The 15,376-nt window shown below is 70.7% G+C and carries 15 protein-coding genes; 7 read left to right on the top strand and 8 right to left on the bottom strand.

Annotated features, from left to right (window positions below; translation table 11 throughout):
• Positions 1 to 8: 8 nt before the first annotated feature.
• A complete protein-coding gene (locus GT347_RS03645; protein ID WP_229722662.1) occupies positions 9 to 635 on the bottom strand; it encodes a gamma-glutamylcyclotransferase in 627 nt (208 codons plus the stop codon).
• 156 nt (positions 636 to 791) lie between these two features.
• Between GT347_RS03645 and edd the strand changes: the two genes are divergently transcribed.
• The 4 genes from edd to GT347_RS03625 all read left to right on the top strand — a co-directional run bounded on the left by edd (position 792) and on the right by GT347_RS03625 (position 4,503).
• Positions 792 to 2,609: a phosphogluconate dehydratase gene (gene edd / locus GT347_RS03640; RefSeq protein ID WP_160550667.1), complete on the top strand. Its 1,818-nt coding sequence runs from the start codon at positions 792 to 794 to the stop codon at positions 2,607 to 2,609.
• Positions 2,600 to 3,256 carry a bifunctional 4-hydroxy-2-oxoglutarate aldolase/2-dehydro-3-deoxy-phosphogluconate aldolase gene (eda, locus tag GT347_RS03635; RefSeq protein ID WP_160550666.1) on the top strand — a complete coding sequence of 219 codons (657 nt, stop codon included), beginning with the start codon at positions 2,600 to 2,602 and terminating at the stop codon, positions 3,254 to 3,256. Before edd ends, eda begins: the two co-directional genes overlap by 10 nt.
• Before the next feature lie 67 nt (positions 3,257 to 3,323).
• Positions 3,324 to 3,797: a helix-turn-helix domain-containing protein gene (locus GT347_RS03630; RefSeq protein WP_160550665.1), complete on the top strand. Its 474-nt coding sequence runs from the start codon at positions 3,324 to 3,326 to the stop codon at positions 3,795 to 3,797.
• On the top strand, positions 3,790 to 4,503 hold the full coding sequence (locus GT347_RS03625; RefSeq protein ID WP_160550664.1) for a nucleotidyl transferase AbiEii/AbiGii toxin family protein: 714 nt from the start codon (positions 3,790 to 3,792) through the stop codon (positions 4,501 to 4,503). The genes GT347_RS03630 and GT347_RS03625 overlap by 8 nt, the downstream gene beginning before the upstream one ends.
• Before the next feature lie 3 nt (positions 4,504 to 4,506).
• Here the strand turns inward: GT347_RS03625 and GT347_RS03620 are convergent, their stop codons facing one another.
• Positions 4,507 to 4,812 (bottom strand): hypothetical protein, encoded by a 306-nt coding sequence (locus GT347_RS03620; RefSeq protein WP_160550663.1) that lies wholly within the window; start codon positions 4,810 to 4,812, stop codon positions 4,507 to 4,509.
• 180 nt (positions 4,813 to 4,992) lie between these two features.
• Between GT347_RS03620 and GT347_RS03615 the strand changes: the two genes are divergently transcribed.
• Positions 4,993 to 7,641, top strand: a complete 2,649-nt coding sequence (locus GT347_RS03615) for an excinuclease ABC subunit UvrA (protein ID WP_160550662.1) — start codon at positions 4,993 to 4,995, stop codon at positions 7,639 to 7,641.
• A 4-nt stretch (positions 7,642 to 7,645) separates the two neighbouring features.
• On the opposite strand, the gene GT347_RS03610 is transcribed toward GT347_RS03615, so the two are convergent.
• Genes GT347_RS03610 through gloA form a run of 5 tightly spaced genes read right to left on the bottom strand, consistent with a single transcriptional unit; the run spans position 7,646 to position 12,357 of the window.
• Entirely contained in the window at positions 7,646 to 8,683 is a 1,038-nt protein-coding gene (locus tag GT347_RS03610; RefSeq protein ID WP_160550661.1) for a transporter, read from the bottom strand.
• Positions 8,684 to 8,734: 51 nt separating this feature from the next.
• On the bottom strand, positions 8,735 to 10,540 hold the full coding sequence (locus tag GT347_RS03605) for a tetratricopeptide repeat protein (RefSeq protein WP_160550660.1): 1,806 nt from the start codon (positions 10,538 to 10,540) through the stop codon (positions 8,735 to 8,737).
• On the bottom strand, positions 10,530 to 11,012 hold the full coding sequence (locus GT347_RS03600; protein ID WP_160550659.1) for an adenylyltransferase/cytidyltransferase family protein: 483 nt from the start codon (positions 11,010 to 11,012) through the stop codon (positions 10,530 to 10,532). The genes GT347_RS03605 and GT347_RS03600 overlap by 11 nt, the downstream gene beginning before the upstream one ends.
• Positions 11,009 to 11,941, bottom strand: coding sequence for a bifunctional heptose 7-phosphate kinase/heptose 1-phosphate adenyltransferase (locus tag GT347_RS03595; protein ID WP_160550658.1), 933 nt, complete (start codon positions 11,939 to 11,941; stop codon positions 11,009 to 11,011). The genes GT347_RS03600 and GT347_RS03595 overlap by 4 nt, the downstream gene beginning before the upstream one ends.
• A complete protein-coding gene (gene gloA / locus GT347_RS03590) occupies positions 11,938 to 12,357 on the bottom strand; it encodes a lactoylglutathione lyase (protein WP_229722660.1) in 420 nt (139 codons plus the stop codon). The genes GT347_RS03595 and gloA overlap by 4 nt, the downstream gene beginning before the upstream one ends.
• A 133-nt stretch (positions 12,358 to 12,490) precedes the next feature.
• On the opposite strand from gloA, the gene GT347_RS03585 reads away from it, so the two are divergent.
• Together GT347_RS03585 and GT347_RS03580 are read left to right on the top strand one after the other, a co-directional pair.
• Complete coding sequence (locus GT347_RS03585) at positions 12,491 to 12,976, top strand: MarR family winged helix-turn-helix transcriptional regulator (protein ID WP_160550656.1); 486 nt, start codon at positions 12,491 to 12,493, stop codon at positions 12,974 to 12,976.
• Between the two features lie 43 nt (positions 12,977 to 13,019).
• Positions 13,020 to 14,315 (top strand): MFS transporter, encoded by a 1,296-nt coding sequence (locus GT347_RS03580; RefSeq protein WP_160550655.1) that lies wholly within the window; start codon positions 13,020 to 13,022, stop codon positions 14,313 to 14,315.
• Between the two features lie 61 nt (positions 14,316 to 14,376).
• Here the strand turns inward: GT347_RS03580 and GT347_RS03575 are convergent, their stop codons facing one another.
• Positions 14,377 to 15,369: a tripartite tricarboxylate transporter substrate binding protein gene (locus tag GT347_RS03575; protein WP_160550654.1), complete on the bottom strand. Its 993-nt coding sequence runs from the start codon at positions 15,367 to 15,369 to the stop codon at positions 14,377 to 14,379.
• Positions 15,370 to 15,376: the final 7 nt, after the last annotated feature.

Raw genomic sequence — 15,376 nt, 5'->3', positions numbered from 1 at the left:
GCGACACTCTAAGCGCTGGCGCCGCCCCCATCTGAATCGGCCTGTGACAAACGCAGCAGCCGCGCCAGCGCACGGTCCTCGATGCCCAGGCGGCGCAGTTCCTCGTAGGTCTTGCGGGCGTAGTCGCGGGTGGTGCCGAAACGGCCGGCCGCCGTGGAGAAGATGCGCCGGTATTCCTGGTCGTCCAGCGATCCGGTGTGCTGAGGGCTCTGTTTCGACAGGGTGAAGGCCAGCGCCTGCACCGTGCCTTGGTCGGTGCGGCAGGGCAGCCAGCGCGGGTCGTACACGCCGGTCACCATCTCGCGCTGCCACAGGGTGACGAAACCCTGCTCGCAGTCCTCACGCGGCAGGCGGAACACCATGCCCCGGCAGCTGCCGCCCGACAGCAGGCCGAAGACCAGGCCCGGGCATTCGGGCGTGCCGCGGTTGACGCGGCTCCACATCTTCAGGGCCCGGTGCCAGCCGAAGACCTGGGCCGCGCGCCGCTCGACGAAATCGAGTTCGGGCTTCCACAGCAGCGAGCCATAACCGAACACCCACAGGTCGCGCTGGCCGCCCCATTGCGCCCGGGCGCGCGCCAGCATCTCCTGCGGATCGCGGCAGGCAGTCGGGGTGCTGGCGGGGTCTGGCGGCATGCGGGACATGGGCGAAGCCGTCATTATCCGAACTCACGACGGCCCTGGTAACCCTGTTCGTACCCGGTTCGTTACTGCGCCACACGAAAACGCCATGGCACGCGCCTACGATGGCGGAACATGCGCCCGCCGCGGCGCGCACCACAGATCACGACGATGAAACTCCACTCCACCGTAGACCGCGTCACCGAACGCATCCGTGAACGCAGCCGCGACAGCCGCGCTGCCTATCTCGGCCTCATCGATCAGATGACCCAGCGCCAGCGCGGCGCCGACCGCATGGGCTGCGCCAACGTCGCCCACGCCTTCGCCGGCATGCCCACCGGCGACAGGTTCAAGGTGGTGGCCGAGCGGGTGCCCAATCTCGGCATCGTCACCGCCTACAACGACATGCTGTCGGCCCACGCGCCCTATGCCGGCTATCCGGACATCATCAAGCACGAGGCGCGCAGCCTGGGCGCCACCGCCCAGGTGGCCGGCGGCACCCCGGCCATGTGCGACGGCGTGACCCAGGGCACGCCCGGCATGGAGCTGAGCCTGTTCTCGCGCGACACCATCGCCATGGGCGCGGCCATCGCCCTGTCGCACGATGTGTTCGACGGCGCGCTGATGCTCGGCATCTGCGACAAGATCGTGCCGGGCCTCCTGATCGGCGCCCTGCATTTCGGCCACCTGCCCACCGTCTTCGTGCCGGCCGGGCCGATGACCAGCGGCCTGTCCAACAAGGACAAGGCCAAGGTGCGCGAGCAGGCCGCGCAGGGCCTGGTCGGCCGCAAGGAGCTGATGGAGGCCGAACAGAAGGCCTACCACGCCCAGGGCACCTGCACCTTCTACGGCACGGCCAACAGCAACCAGATGCTGCTCGAAGCCATGGGCCTGCATGTGCCCAGCGCCGCCTTCGTCACCCCCGGCACGGCGCTGCGCGAGCAGCTGACCCGCGAGGCGGTGCGCACGCTGATGGGCATCCTGCCGCAGCGCCGCTTCGCGCCCATCGGCCGCATCGTGGACGAGCGCTGCATCGTCAACGCCATGGCCGCGCTGCTGGCCACCGGGGGCTCCACCAACCACCTGATCCACTGGGTGGCGGTGGCGCGCTCGGCCGGCATCCATATCGACTGGGACGACTTCGCCACCCTGTCGGAAGTGGTGCCGCTGCTCTCGCGTGTCTATCCCAACGGCAGCGCCGACGTGAACGCCTTCCAGGCGGCCGGCGGCACCGGCTTCGTGATCCGCGAGTTGCTGGACGCCGGCCTGATGCACGAGGACGTGCTCACCGTGCGCGAAGGCGGCCTGCGTGAGCAGACCCGGGTGCCGGTCGAGGGCGAAGGCGGCTTCTCCTGGCAGGAGACCGGCGCCTCCGGCGACCTCAGCGTCTGCCGCCCGGCCACCGAGCCCTTCAGCCCCATCGGCGGCCTGAAGCTGCTGCGCGGCAACCTGGGCCGCGCCGTCATCAAGGTCTCGGCCGTGCCGGACGACCGCCATGTGATCGAGGCGCCCGCGCGTGTCTTCGATTCGCAGGAGCAGCTGCAGAAAGCCTTCAGCGCTGGCGAGATGGAGCAGGACATGGTCTGCGTGGTGCGCTGGCAGGGCCCGCGCGCCAACGGCATGCCCGAGCTGCACAAGCTGACCCCACCGCTGGCCGTGCTGCAGGGCAAGGGCTTCCGGGTGGCGCTGGTCACCGACGGCCGCATGAGCGGTGCCTCCGGCAATGTGCCGGCCGCCATCCATGTCTCGCCCGAAGCCCTGGCCGGCGGCCCGCTGGCCAAGGTGCGCGACGGCGATCTGGTGCGCCTGGACGCCAATGCCGGCACCCTCGAAGTGCTGGTGCCGGCCGCCGAATGGGATGGCCGCGAGAATGCCACCATGCCGCCCGCGCTCACCGTCGAATCCGGCCGTGGCATGGGCCGCGAACTGTTTGCCGGCATGCGCCGCAATGCCACCACCGCTGAAGAAGGAGCCTGCACATGGCTGTGAACCCGACCCATTCCCTCACCCCGCGCGAAGTCATGGCCGATGCGCCGGTCATCCCGGTCATCGTGCTGCACGACGTGGCCCATGCGGTGCCGCTGGCGCGCGCCCTGGTGGCTGGCGGCATCCGCATGCTGGAAGTGACCCTGCGCACGCCGCAGGCCATCGCCTGCATCGAGGCGATCGCGCGTGAGGTGCCCGATGCCGTGGTCGGCGCCGGCACCATCCGCACCGCCTCGGACGCCGATGCCGCCGCGGCCGCCGGCGCGCGTTTCGGTGTCAGCCCCGGCTACACACCCACCATCGGCCGCGCCTGCCGCGAAGCCGGCCTGCCGCTGCTGCCGGGTGTGGCGACCGGCTCGGAAATCATGGCGGCGCTGGAAGACGGCTTCACCGCGCTGAAGTTCTTCCCCGCCATGCAGGCCGGCGGTCCCGGCATGCTCAAGGCCTGGCACGGCCCGTTCGCCGATGTGGTGTTCTGCCCCACGGGCGGCATCTCGGCGGGCAATGCGGGTGAACTGCTGTCGCTGCCCAACGTGGCCTGCGTGGGCGGCTCGTGGCTCACGCCCGGGGACGCGGTCAAGGCCGGCGGCTGGGCCCGGATCACGGCGCTGGCCAAGGAAGCCAAAGCCCTGCAACGCGCTGCCCAGTAAACACGTTCTTTTGAAAATCGTTTCCCATTCTTTGCAAAATTTGGATTTTGAATAGAATGGGAAACAAATGCCCGCCACCTCCACGCCCATCGGACTCATCGTTGCCCAGCACCTGATCGCGCTGGGCGAGCAGATCCGTGCCCGGCGCAAGTCGCTGAAGGTCAGTGCGACGACGGCCGCCGAAGCGGCCGGCATGTCGCGTGTCACCCTGCATCGCATCGAGAAGGGCGAGCCTTCGGTGACCATGGGTGCCTACCTCGAAGCGGCGCACAGCGTGGGCCTGTCGGTGGAGCTGATCGATCCGCAGGCTCCCAAACCGGCCGAGGAGGCCGTCCCCGCCACGCTTCTGCTGGACGACTATCCGCAGCTCAAACTCCTGGCCTGGCATCTTCCGGACGCGCGTGAAGTCACCCCGCAGCAGGCGCTGGAACTCTACGAGCGCGGCTGGCGCCATGTCGATCGCGGCCGGCTGGAGCCCCAGGAGCGGCGTCTGATCGACGCCCTCGCCCGGCAGCTGGGCGGAGGGCGCCTGCTTGTTTGAGCGCGACCATCACCGGCGGATCGCAGCGGTGCTGGGCGCGCTGAATGCCGAATTGCTGCAGTCGCATCACTGCTACTTCGGCGGCGGCACGGCAATAGCGCTGCGCTACGGCGAATACCGGGAGTCGGTCGATATCGATTTCCTGGTGTCGGACCGTGCCGGCTACCGGGCGCTGCGTGAGCTGCTGTCCGGCCCCGAGGGACTGCGGCCCCTCTTTCGTGAAGGCAGCCCGGGCCCGATACGCGAGGTGAGAGCGGACCAGTACGGCATCCGCACGCTGGTCCAGGCGGCGGACCGTCCGATCAAGTTCGAGATCGTGCACGAAGGCCGCATCGGCTTCGCGCTACCCGCCGAGGCCGACCGCATCTGCGGCGTGCTGGCATTGACGCCGCTGGACATGGCCACCAGCAAGCTGCTGGCCAATGCCGACCGATGGCGCGACGACTCCGTCATGAGCAGAGACGTGATCGACCTCGCCATGATGCAGCCGGCCATGCCGATGCTGCGGCAGGCGCGCCTGAAGGCCAGGGAGGCTTATGGCGACTCCATCGATTCCTGCCTGGCCAAGGCCATCGACTACCTGCGCCAACGGCCGGCCCTGCTCGACAAGCGAATCAGCGCCATGTCGATGACGGCCACGCGGGCGCAGGTCTGGCAGCGCATCAAGGCGCTCGAAGCAGTGCTGCCACCGCCGACGGGCGCCTGAGCCTTACTTCGCGGCGCTATCGGGCTTGGCCGGCGTCTTGGACGGCGCGCCGGTCTGCGGTGCCTGGCCGGTCGCATTGACCTTGGCGGATTCGGTCTGCACCGCCGTCGTGTCGGCCTTGGTTGTCATCTGCGTGGCGCCGCCGCTCTTGTCGCATGTGGCCTTGTCGGTGGCATGCGTGCCGTCGGCGCAGGTCACGGCGCCGTGTTTCATGGGCGCCTTGTCGGCGGCCTGGGCGGCGCCGGCAGCGGCGAGGGCGATGGCTGCGCCGGTCAGCAGCAGGCGGATGGTGGATGCGGTCTGTTTCATGGTCGGTCTCCAGTTGGATGCGGGTCATCCCCGCGCCACCAGTCTGATCCTGGCGGTGGGTGCAGGCGGTACCAAATGCAAGCGGCGTGCTGGCGCAAGCCCGGATGCGCAAACCTCCTACATCCGTGCGGCCCGCGCCCCCGACAGGTGCGGGCCGGCCCTCGGCGCAGGCTGTCCCCCATGCCATCGAACCCAGAACAAGACAAGCCGGGCCTGGTCGAAGTGCGCGGCGCCCGTGAACACAATCTGCGCAATGTCGATGTCGACATCCCGCGCGACCGGCTGGTGGTCTTCACCGGTGTCTCGGGCTCGGGCAAATCCTCGCTGGCCTTCGGCACCATTTACGCGGAAGCACAGCGCCGCTATCTCGACTCGGTGGCGCCCTATGCGCGCCGCCTGCTGGACCAGGCCGGCACGCCCCAGGTGGACCGCATCGACGGCCTGCCGCCGGCAGTGGCCCTGCAGCAGCAGCGGGGTGCGCCCACGGCGCGATCGAGCGTCGGCAGCGTCACCCACCTGGCGGACCTGGTGCGGCTGCTGTATTCGCGTGCCGGCAGCTATCCGCCGGGCCAGGCGATGCTGTTCGCCGAAGACTTCTCGCCCAACACGCCGCAGGGCGCCTGCCCGCACTGCCACGGCCTGGGCCGGGTCTACGACGCCACCGAAAAAACCATGGTGCCCGACGACCGCCTGACGATACGCGAGCGCGCCATCGCCGCCTGGCCGCCGGCCTGGTACGGGCAGAACCTGCGCGACATCCTGGTGTCCCTCGGCCACGATGTGGACAAGCCCTGGCACAGGCTGCCCAAGAAGACCCGCGACTGGATCCTGTTCACCGACGAGCAGCCGGTGGTGCCGGTGTATGCCGGCTTCTCGCCCGAGGAGACCGCCGACGCCATCCGGCGCCAGCTGGCGCCCAGCTACATGGGCACCTTCAGCAGCGCGCGCCGCTACCTGCTGCACAACTTCGCGACCACGCAGAGCGCCTCCACCAAGAAGCGGGTGGCGCGTTTCCTGGTCGGCACGCCATGCCCGGCCTGCGCGGGCAAGCGGCTCAAGCCCGAGGCGCTGGCCGTGCGTTTCGCGGGCCTGGACATCGGCGAGCTGGCGCGCCTGCCGCTGGCCGAACTGGCCGAGCGGCTGCGGCCCGCCGCCGAGGACGAGACCGGCGATGCCACCCCCGGCCGGGCCACCGCCCGCGCCGCGCGAACGCCCGCGCGCCATGCCGGCGCCAGGCACGAGGGCACGCCGGATGTCACCCGCACCTCCGCGCTGTCGATCGAAAAACGCATCGCCGCCCAGCGCATCGCCATCGAGCTGCGCGAGCGCATTGGCCGGCTGACAAGGCTGGGCCTGGGTTACCTGGGCATGGAGCGGGCGACGACCACGTTGTCCTCCGGCGAACTGCAGCGCCTGCGCCTGGCCACGCAGCTGGCCTCGCAGCTCTTCGGTGTGGTCTATGTGCTGGACGAACCCTCGGCCGGCCTGCATCCGGCCGATGGCGAGGCCCTGCTCGATGCGCTGGAAGGCCTGCGCGATGCGGGCAACTCGGTCTTCGTGGTGGAGCACGACACCGCCACCATGCGGCGTGCGCAGTGGCTGGTGGACGTGGGCCCGGGGGCGGGCGAGGGCGGCGGCCAGGTGCTCTACAGCGGCCCGCCCGAAGGGCTGCAGGCGGTGGCCGGGTCGCAGACGGCGCGTTATCTTTTTCCTGCGCAGGGTGCGGCGGCTGAACGCACACCGCGCACGCCGGCCGGCTGGCTGCGGCTGCGCGGCATCAGCCGCCACAACCTCATGGAGGTCGATGCGGATGTCCCGCTCGGCTGCCTTTGCGCCGTGACCGGTGTCTCGGGCTCCGGCAAGTCCAGCCTGGTGAGCCAGGCCTTGGTCGAACTGGTGTCGGACCGGCTGGGCGCCGCGCGCCAGGACAGGCCGGACGAGCGGACCGACGAGCCCGACAGCCCTGGCGACGAGCCCGCCGAAGACATGGTGGACATGGCAGCCGCCGCCACCGGCCGCATCGCCGAGGGCATGGAAGGAATCCAGCGCCTGGTGCAGGTGGACCAGAAGCCGATCGGCCGCACGCCGCGTTCCAACCTCGCCACCTATACCGGCCTGTTCGATGCGGTGCGCAAGCTCTTCGCCGCCACGCCCGAGGCGCGCGAGCGCGGTTACGGCGCCGGCCGTTTCTCCTTCAACGTGCCTCAGGGCCGCTGCCCGGTCTGCGAGGGCGAGGGCTTCGTCAGCGTCGAGATGATGTTCATGCCCAGCGTCTACGCCCCTTGCCCGCAATGCCATGGCGCGCGTTATGCGCCCGAGACGCTGGAAGTCACCTGGCAGGACCGCAACATCGCCGAGGTGCTGGGCATGACGGTCGATGGCGCCGCGGCGTTCTTCGCGGCCGAGCCGGCCATCGCAAGGCCGCTGGAGGTGCTGCAGCAGATCGGCCTGGGTTATCTGCGCCTGGGCCAGCCGGCCACCGAACTCTCGGGCGGCGAGGCCCAGCGCATCAAGCTGGCGACCGAGCTGCAGCGGCTGCGGCGCGGCGACACGCTCTATGTGCTGGACGAGCCCACCACCGGCCTGCATCCGGCCGACGTCGACCGCCTGCTGCTGCACCTGCACGCCCTGGCCGATGCCGGCAACACGGTGGTGGTGGTCGAGCACGACATGCGCCTGGTGGCGCAGAGCGACTGGGTGATCGACATCGGCCCAGGCGCAGGACTGCAGGGCGGCCAGGTGGTGGCAAGTGGCACGCCTCGGGAAGTGGCGGGTGCGGGCAAGGGCAGGACGGCCGCCTACCTGGCCGAGGCACTGGGCCAGGGCTGAGGCCTCAACGGTCCTTCTTGCGCAGGGCCAGCCAGCCGGCGATGACGGTGAAGGCGATCACCAGCGAGACCAGGATCCAGAACCCGTGTTTGCTCTCGGCCAGCGGAATGCCGCCCACGTTCATGCCGAAGAGGCCGGCCAGGATGTTGATCGGCAGAGCCAGCACGGTGACCACGGTCAGCACGAACAGGCTGCGGTTGTTCTCCTCGTTGACCGCGGCGGCGCTTTCTTCCTGCAGCAGCTTGATGCGTTCCTGCAGGCCCTGCATGTCGCGCAGCACGGCGGAGAACTCCTCCGTCGATCCGCGCAACTGCTGCAGGTCGTCCTCGGCCATCCAGGCGGGCGGATGGTGCAGCACACGGAACAGGGCGGCCGGCTCGGGCGCCAGCAGGCGCTGCAGCCGCACCAGCAGGCGGCGCAGCGTGCCCAGGCGGCCATGTTCGCTGGCGCGGCGGCCGGCCAGCAGCTTGTCTTCGGCATCGTCCACCTTGCGGGTGACGCCGCGCAGGATGTCCACCAGGCTGGCGGCCTGGGTGCGCATCAGTTGCTCCAGCAACTCCACGGTGGAGCGCGGCGAGCGGCCGTCGCGCAGGGCGGTGCGCAGCGCATCGACCGAACGCAGCGGCCGGGTGCGGGCGGTCACCACCAGGTGCGGGCGCACGCAGATCCACAGGGTGGAGATGTCGCTGGGCTCGAAGCCGAAGTCGAAGTGCACATCGTTGAGCACGGCCACCAGGGCGTCGTCGTCGCGCTCGATGCGGGTGGAGTGGGAGTCCTCGCGCAGGGCGTCGAAGAAGGCATCGGGCAGGCCGGCGTGGCGCTGGATCCAGCGTTCGGCGTGGGCGTTGCTGAGGTTGAAATGCAGCCAGGCGAAGGCGTCGTCCTCGGGCGCGGCCTTGGTGGCCTCGTGCAGCCAGACGGTGGCCTCGTCCAGCGACAAGGGCCGGGCCAGGTCGGCATCGGCATCGAAGCGGTAGCCGCAGATCAGGCCGGCATCGTCGCTGGCGGACGCGGCTGCGACCTGTTGGGGGGAGAGGGACATGAAGGGCGCAATCCTGGTGGTCGAATATGACGGCCCGGTGACGATACCGTGTCAGCCGCCGCGCAGCCGAGCCAGGGCCTTGGCGATTTCTTCCACGACGGACGGCCAGTCGCCGCGCCGGGTCTGGCGGAACAGGCGGGTGCGGCGGTACCAGGGCGTGTCGGAGCGGCCGCGCAGCCAGCGCCAGTCGTTGCGGAAGGCGGGCAGCATCACCCAGCAGGGGATGTCGAGCGCGCCGGCCAGGTGGCAGGCGGCGGTGTCCACCGCGATCAGCAGATCCAGCTGGGCGAGGATCGCGGCCGAGTCGGAGAAACTTTCGATCTCGCTGCCCAGGTGCACCAGCGGCTGATCGCCGGGCGGGTGGCGGGCCTCGTGCTCACCGGCCCATTTCTGCAGGCTGACGAAGACCACGCCCGGCACCCGCCACAGCGGAGCCAGGGTGACGAGGCTGTCCAGGGAGCGGTCGGCATCGTTGTCGTGCTGCACATTGCCGCGCCAGACCAGGCCGACACGCAGCGGCGCCCGCGGGATGCGCGGCGCCCAGCGGGCGATGTCGGCCGCATCGGCCGCGAGATAGGGCGTGGCGCCGGGAATCGTGCCGACCGTGGTGCCGCAGAACAGCGGCAGGCTCAGCATGGGCACCCAGTAGTCGTGCTCGGGCAGGGCGGCCGGCGCATCCTGCAGGGCGATATGGCGGTCGGCGCCGGCCACGGTGTGCATCAGCGCCAGCAGCGAATCGGTGCAGGCGCAGGTGATGAAGGCCGGTTGGTGCAGGGTCCGCACCAGGGCCAGGTAGCGGCAGAACTGCAGCTGGTCGCCATGTCCCTGCTCGGGCCAGACCAGCAGGCGTTTGCCGGCCAGCGGCTGGCCGGTCCACTGCCGGGCGGCGCCCGCTGGCGGCGGCTCCGGAAAGCCGGGGACGGATCCTGTCACCCGCATGCGGTAGCGCATCTCGGTGTGCTGGAAACCTTCCGGCAGCCGGCCCATGGACAGCAGCAGCTGACCCAGGTTGATGTGGGCCGAGGCCAGTTCCGCGTCCTGCGCCAGTGCGGCGCGGAAGGCGGACTCCGCTTCGTGGATGCGGCCCTGGTCGAAGAACAGGGCGCCGAGGTTGGAGAGATGGGCGGCGTTTTCCGGCTGCAGGCGCAGTGCCTCGCGGTAGTGGAATTCGGCCTCGGCTTCCGCATCGCCGCCCAGGCCCTGGCGCCGCGCCAGCACGCCGGCCAGGTGGTTGTGCACCTCGGGCCGGTCGGGGGCCAGCGCCAGGGCGCGGCGCTGGCAGGCCTCGGCCTCGTCGTGGCGGCGCAGTTCCTCCAGCGTCAGGCCGAGATTGGTGAGGGCGGCGACGTCGTCCGGCCGCCGTTCCAGCGCGTGGCGGTAGGCGTCTTCGGCCTCGGGCCAGCGTTTGTTGGCGGCCAGCAGCACGCCGAGGTTGGTCCAGGTGGCAGTCTGGCCCGCGTCCAGCGAGAGGGCGTGGCGCAGGGCGGTTTCGGCGGCCTGGTCTTGCCGTTTGCGCAGGCGCAGCAGGCCCAGGTTGGCCCAGCAGGTGGCGTCGGCGCTGCCGTCGTCGGCGCTGTCCTGCCAGCAGGCCAGGGCTTCGTCGGCTTGGCCACCGGCCAGCAGCAGTTCGCCGAGATGCTGGGTGACACGCGCATCGGGCTGAAGCGCCAGCGAGCGGCGCCAGCAGTGCTCGGCATCTGCGGGCCGGCCGGCCAGGCGGGCGGCGATGCCGCAGACGCTCCACAGCGCGGCGTCCTGCGGATCGGCCCGCAGCGCCTGCTCGCCGATGGCGAAGGCCTCATGGGCATCGCCCGTGTCGAGCGCGTCCAGCACCTGGGCGACGGCGTCAATGTTCATGCGGCAGGGCCTGAATGCGGCGGATCAGCGTGCTGCTGGAACGCCCGGGCAGAAAGGGCAGGGCGATGGCCGATCCGCCCCAGCCGCGCACCAGGGCGGCTTCGGGCAGGCAGTCCATGTCGTAGTCGCCGCCCTTGGTGTAGATGTCGGGCCGCACCCCCTCCAGCAGGGCCAGGGGCGCGGGCTCGTCGAAGCCCACGATCAGGTCCACGGCGGCCAGGCCCGCGAGCACGGCGGCGCGGTCTTCGAAAGCCACCAGCGGCCGGCCGGTGCCCTTGCCCAGGCCGCGGGCGGACAGGTCCGAGTTGAGCCCGACCACCAGCGACGCGCCCAGCGCGCGGGCGGCCGCGAGGTATTCGACATGTCCGCGGTGCAGCAGGTCGAACACGCCGTTGGTGAACACCAGCGGACGCGGCAGCGTGGCGATGCGGCCGGCGATATCCGCAGCTACGCAAACCTTGCCGGCGTTCATGAAAACAACTCCGCCTGGCTGACGCTGGCCGTGCCAAAACGCCCGACCACGATCCCGCCCGCCTTGTTGGCATACGGCACCGCCGCGCGCATGGTCAGGCCGCAGCCCAGCAGCAGGGCCATGACGGCGGCCACGGTGTCGCCCGCGCCGGTCACGTCGAAGACCTCGCGGGCGGTGGCCGGCACATGCAGCGCGCCCTGGTCGTCGAAGAGGGTCATGCCTTCCTCGGCGCGGGTGGCCAGCAAGGCTTGCAGGCCCAGGCGCTGGCGCAACTGCTGGACCCGTGCGGCGAGGTCGGCCTCGTCGCGCCAGGCGCCGATGGCGTCGCGCAGTTCGGAGCGGTTGGGTGTCAGCAGGCTGGCGCCGGCATAACGGTCGAAGTCGCCGCCGCGCGGGTCGACCACCACCGGCAGGCCGAGGGCGCGGGCTTGCCGGATCAGGTCCGGCACCCGGGCCAGCGCACCGCGCCCGTAGTCCGACAGCAGCACGGCCGCATGGCCCGGCAGGGCCTGGGCGAAAGCCGCGCCGAAAGCATCGAGCGCGGCCGCCGAGGGCAGGCCTCGCACGAAGTCGGCCCGCAGCAGCTGCTGCGCCCGGCCGACGATACGCAGCTTGACGGTGGTGGGCAGGGCGGCATCGACCGCGCCGGCCCATGCGATGCCGGCGTCTTCCAGCAGGTCCTGCAGGCTGCGATCGGCCGCATCGCCGCCGCGCACCGACAGCAGCGTGGCGGCGGCGCCCAGCGCGCGCAGGTTCATGGCGGCATTGGCCGCGCCGCCCAGGCGCTCCTGCTCGCCTTCCACCTGCACGATGGGCACGGGTGCCTCGCGCGAGATCTGCTCGACGCTGCCCAGCCAGTAGCGGTCCAGGATGGCGTCGCCGGCCACCAGCACACGGCAGGCGGCGATCTCGCGCGGGCCGGGGATCACGCCGCCTTCAGCCCGCCGCCGGCCGCGTCGTCGGCGCGCTGGATCAGCTCGATCTTGTAGCCGTCCGGATCGGTCACGAAGGCGATCACCGTGCTGCCGCCCTTGACCGGACCGGCCTCGCGACTGATGGTGCCGCCGGCCGCGCGGATCTTGTCGCAGGCGGCGTAGGCATCGGGCACGCCCAGCGCGATATGGCCGTAGGCGCTGCCCAGCTCGTACTGGCTGGTGCCCCAGTTGTAGGTGAGTTCGATCTCGGCCTGGCCCGGGTTGCCGCCGTCGAAGCCGAGGAAGGCCAGGCTGTACTTGTATTCCTCGTTCTCGGAGCGGCGCAGCAGCTGCATGCCGATGACGCCGGTGTAGAAGTCGATGGAGCGCTGCAGGTCGCCGACGCGCAGCATGGTGTGGAGGAGTCGCATGGTTGTATGGGTGGGGTGTTGCGGGATGAGCCCGGTATTCTGCGCGGCCTCGGTGGAGGTGTGCAGCCGCATCCTGGAAAGCCCTGAAGGCAAATGATTGCAGCTGCAACGATTGCAGCTACAATCCGCCGCCATGACATCCGCCGAGCCATCCGCCGCCGACACCGGCCCGTATTCCCCGCAGGGCTGCACCAACGCCAAGCTGCGCCAGCTGACGCGCCGGGTCGGCCAGCACTTCGATGCCGAAGTCGCGCAGTCGGGCCTGAAGACCACCCAGTATTCGCTGCTCACCACCATCGAATCGCATGCAGCGATCCGATCGGTGGACCTGGCGGCGCTGCTGCACATGACCGCCTCCACCCTCAGCCGCAACCTGCATGTGCTGGTGGATGCCGGATGGGTGGAACTGGGCGACGGCCCCGATGCCCGCAGCCGGCTGGTGCGCATCACCGAGGCCGGCAAGGCGCAGCGCCGCGCCGCCCGGGTGCACTGGCGTCGGGCCCAGCAGTCGCTGGTGGCGCTGCTGGGCGCCGAGCGGGTGGCGGCGCTGCATGCGCTGATCGACGAGGCCCTGCCGCTGCTGGCGCCCGCGCCGGACGAGAACCTGCACGAACACTGAGTCCCCGCTTTCCTTTTTTCCCCCATCTCCGAAAGGCACGCCCATGTTGTCCCGAGACCTCTCCGCCCGCCTGCAGGCGCGCGGCATCCACTACGGCTGGGTGGTGGCCGCCGTCACCTTCCTGACGATGCTCACCATGTCGGCCGCGCTGGGCCTGCCCGGCGCGATGCTGCAGCCGCTCACCAAGGAGTTCGGCTGGACCACCACCGATGTCTCGTCGGTGCTGGCGATCCGCTTCGCGCTCTTCGGGTTGATGGGGCCTTTCTCCGCCGTGCTGATGGACCGCTTCGGCCTGCGCCGGGTGATGTTCTGCGGCCTGGCGCTGGTGGGCGGGGCGATGGCGCTGGTCACGCAGGCCTCCCAGCTGTGGCAGCTCTTCGTGCTGTGGAGCCTGATGCTGGGCATAGGCACCGGCCTCACGGCCATGGTGCTGGGCGCGGTGGTGTCGAGCCGCTGGTTCGTGGCGCGGCGCGGGCTGGTGATGGGCATCCTCACGGCCAGCGCGGCCACCGGGCAGCTGGCCTTTCTGCCCTTCGCGGCCTGGATGATCGAGCACTGGGGCTGGCGCTCGGCGGTGGCGCCGCTGTTCGCCGGCTGCGCCATCGTGGCGGTGCTGGTGGTGCTGCTGGTGCGCGACCGGCCGTCGGACCTGGGCCTGGCGCCCTACGGCGAAGCGCCCGGCACGCCGCCCGCCGCACCTGCGCCGTCGCCCACCTGGCGCACGCCCTTCGCGGCGCTGGCCGAGGCCTCGCGCAACCGCACCTTCTGGATCCTGGCGGGCACCTTCTTCATCTGCGGCCTTTCGACCAACGGGCTGGTGCAGACGCACTTCATCTCGCTGTGCAGCGACAACGGCCTGTCGGCCGTGCCGGCGGCCTCGGTGCTGGCGATGATGGGCGCCTTCGACCTGATCGGCACCATCGCCTCGGGCTGGCTGTCGGACCGCTTCGACTGCCGCAAGCTGCTCTTCTGGTACTACGGGCTGCGCGGCCTGTCCCTATTCTGGCTGCCGCACTCGGGCTTCTCGTTCTACGGCCTGGGCCTGTTCGCGGTGTTCTACGGGCTGGACTGGATCGCCACCGTGCCGCCCACCGTCAAGCTGGCCGGCAACGCCTTCGGGCCGCAGAAGGTGGGCGTGATCTTCGGCTGGGTGTTCGCCGCCCACCAGCTGGGCGCCGCCACGGCGGCCTATGGCGCGGGTTTCTCGCGCACCATCCTGATGAGCTACACCCCGGCGCTGTACGCGGCGGGCGCTGCCTGCCTGGTGGCGGCGCTGCTGGCACTCGGCGCCAAGCGCGCGGTGCCGGCCCTGGCGGCGCGCAAGGCGGCGGCGGCCTGAGGGACATGAAAAAAGGGGAGCGCCCCCCGGCAGCTCCCCTTTCTTCAGGAAGGCAGCAGGCTTATTCGGCCTGCATGCCCACCTTGGCAATCAGGGCGGCCCACTTGGCGCGCTCGCCGTTCATCAGCTTGTTGAATTCTTCCGGCGTGCTCGACGTGGCCTCCATGCCAGCCGCCTCCAGGCGCTGGCGAACATCGGCCTGGGCCATCACCTTCACCATGCCGGCATTCAGCTTGGCGATGATGGCCTTGGGCGTGGAGACGGGCGCCACCATGCCGTACCAGTTCATCAGGTCGTAGCCGGGCACGCCGGCCTCGGCGATGGTGGGCGTGTCGGGGAACAGGCGCGAACGCTTGGCGGTGGTCACGGCCAGCAGGCGCATCTTGCCGCCCTCGATCAGGGGCTTGGCGGACGGGTCGGCGAAGGTCACCGGCACCACGCCGCCCATCACGTCGGTCAGCAGCGGGGCGGTGCCCTTGTAGGGCACATGGCTCATGTGCACGCCGGCCATGGTGTTGAACTGCTCGGCGGCGATCTGGCCGATGGTGGCCACGCCGCCCGAGCCGTAGTCGATCTGCGCGCCGGGTGCCTTGGCGGCGGCGATCAGGCCGTGCACGTCCTTGAAGGGCGCATTGGCGCTGGCCAGCAGCAGGTTGGGCATGGTCACCATCAGGCTGACGGCGGCGAAGTCCTTGCCGGCGTCGTAGGGCAGCTTGCGCAGCGAGGGCCAGATGGTGAAGGAGCCGGGCGTGGCCAGGTAGACGGTGTAGCCGTCGCCCGCGCTCTTGGCCACGTAGTCGGTGGCGGTGAGGCCGCCGGCGCCGGGGCGGTTCTCCACGATGACGGTGGCGCCGCCGAGTTCGGCGGCCAGGGGCGCGGCGACGGCGCGGGCCAGCGCGTCCACGCCGCCGCCGGGCGGAAAGCCCACGACGATGCGGATCGGCCGGCCGGCCTCGGGCCAGGCCTGCGGCTGGGCCTGCGCGCCGAAGGCGGCGGCCAGGCAGGCGGCAGCCACCAGGCTGCGGCGGGAATAGGTGCGCGTGGCGGAGTTCATGGCGGTT

It is taken from the genome of Xylophilus rhododendri (assembly GCF_009906855.1).
GTDB lineage: Bacteria > Pseudomonadota > Gammaproteobacteria > Burkholderiales > Burkholderiaceae_C > Xylophilus > Xylophilus rhododendri.
Note: the sequence above shows the minus strand (reverse complement) of the source record. Positions and strands in the feature narration are given on the sequence as shown.

Excerpts from the sequence above, each read along its gene's own strand:
- GT347_RS03645 (WP_229722662.1), bottom strand. The coding sequence starts at position 635 with ATGCCGCCAGACCCCGCCAGCACCCCGACTGCCTGCCGCGATCCGCAG.
- eda (WP_160550666.1), top strand. The coding sequence starts at position 2,600 with ATGGCTGTGAACCCGACCCATTCCCTCACCCCGCGCGAAGTCATGGCC.
- GT347_RS03610 (WP_160550661.1), bottom strand. The coding sequence starts at position 8,683 with ATGTCCCTCTCCCCCCAACAGGTCGCAGCCGCGTCCGCCAGCGACGAT.
- GT347_RS03630 (WP_160550665.1), top strand. The coding sequence starts at position 3,324 with ATGCCCGCCACCTCCACGCCCATCGGACTCATCGTTGCCCAGCACCTG.
- GT347_RS03600 (WP_160550659.1), bottom strand. The coding sequence starts at position 11,012 with ATGAACGCCGGCAAGGTTTGCGTAGCTGCGGATATCGCCGGCCGCATC.
- edd (WP_160550667.1), top strand. The coding sequence starts at position 792 with ATGAAACTCCACTCCACCGTAGACCGCGTCACCGAACGCATCCGTGAA.
- GT347_RS03575 (WP_160550654.1), bottom strand. The coding sequence starts at position 15,369 with ATGAACTCCGCCACGCGCACCTATTCCCGCCGCAGCCTGGTGGCTGCC.
- GT347_RS03605 (WP_160550660.1), bottom strand. The coding sequence starts at position 10,540 with ATGAACATTGACGCCGTCGCCCAGGTGCTGGACGCGCTCGACACGGGC.
- GT347_RS03580 (WP_160550655.1), top strand. The coding sequence starts at position 13,020 with ATGTTGTCCCGAGACCTCTCCGCCCGCCTGCAGGCGCGCGGCATCCAC.
- GT347_RS03585 (WP_160550656.1), top strand. The coding sequence starts at position 12,491 with ATGACATCCGCCGAGCCATCCGCCGCCGACACCGGCCCGTATTCCCCG.
- gloA (WP_229722660.1), bottom strand. The coding sequence starts at position 12,357 with ATGCGACTCCTCCACACCATGCTGCGCGTCGGCGACCTGCAGCGCTCC.
- GT347_RS03620 (WP_160550663.1), bottom strand. The coding sequence starts at position 4,812 with ATGAAACAGACCGCATCCACCATCCGCCTGCTGCTGACCGGCGCAGCC.
- GT347_RS03615 (WP_160550662.1), top strand. The coding sequence starts at position 4,993 with ATGCCATCGAACCCAGAACAAGACAAGCCGGGCCTGGTCGAAGTGCGC.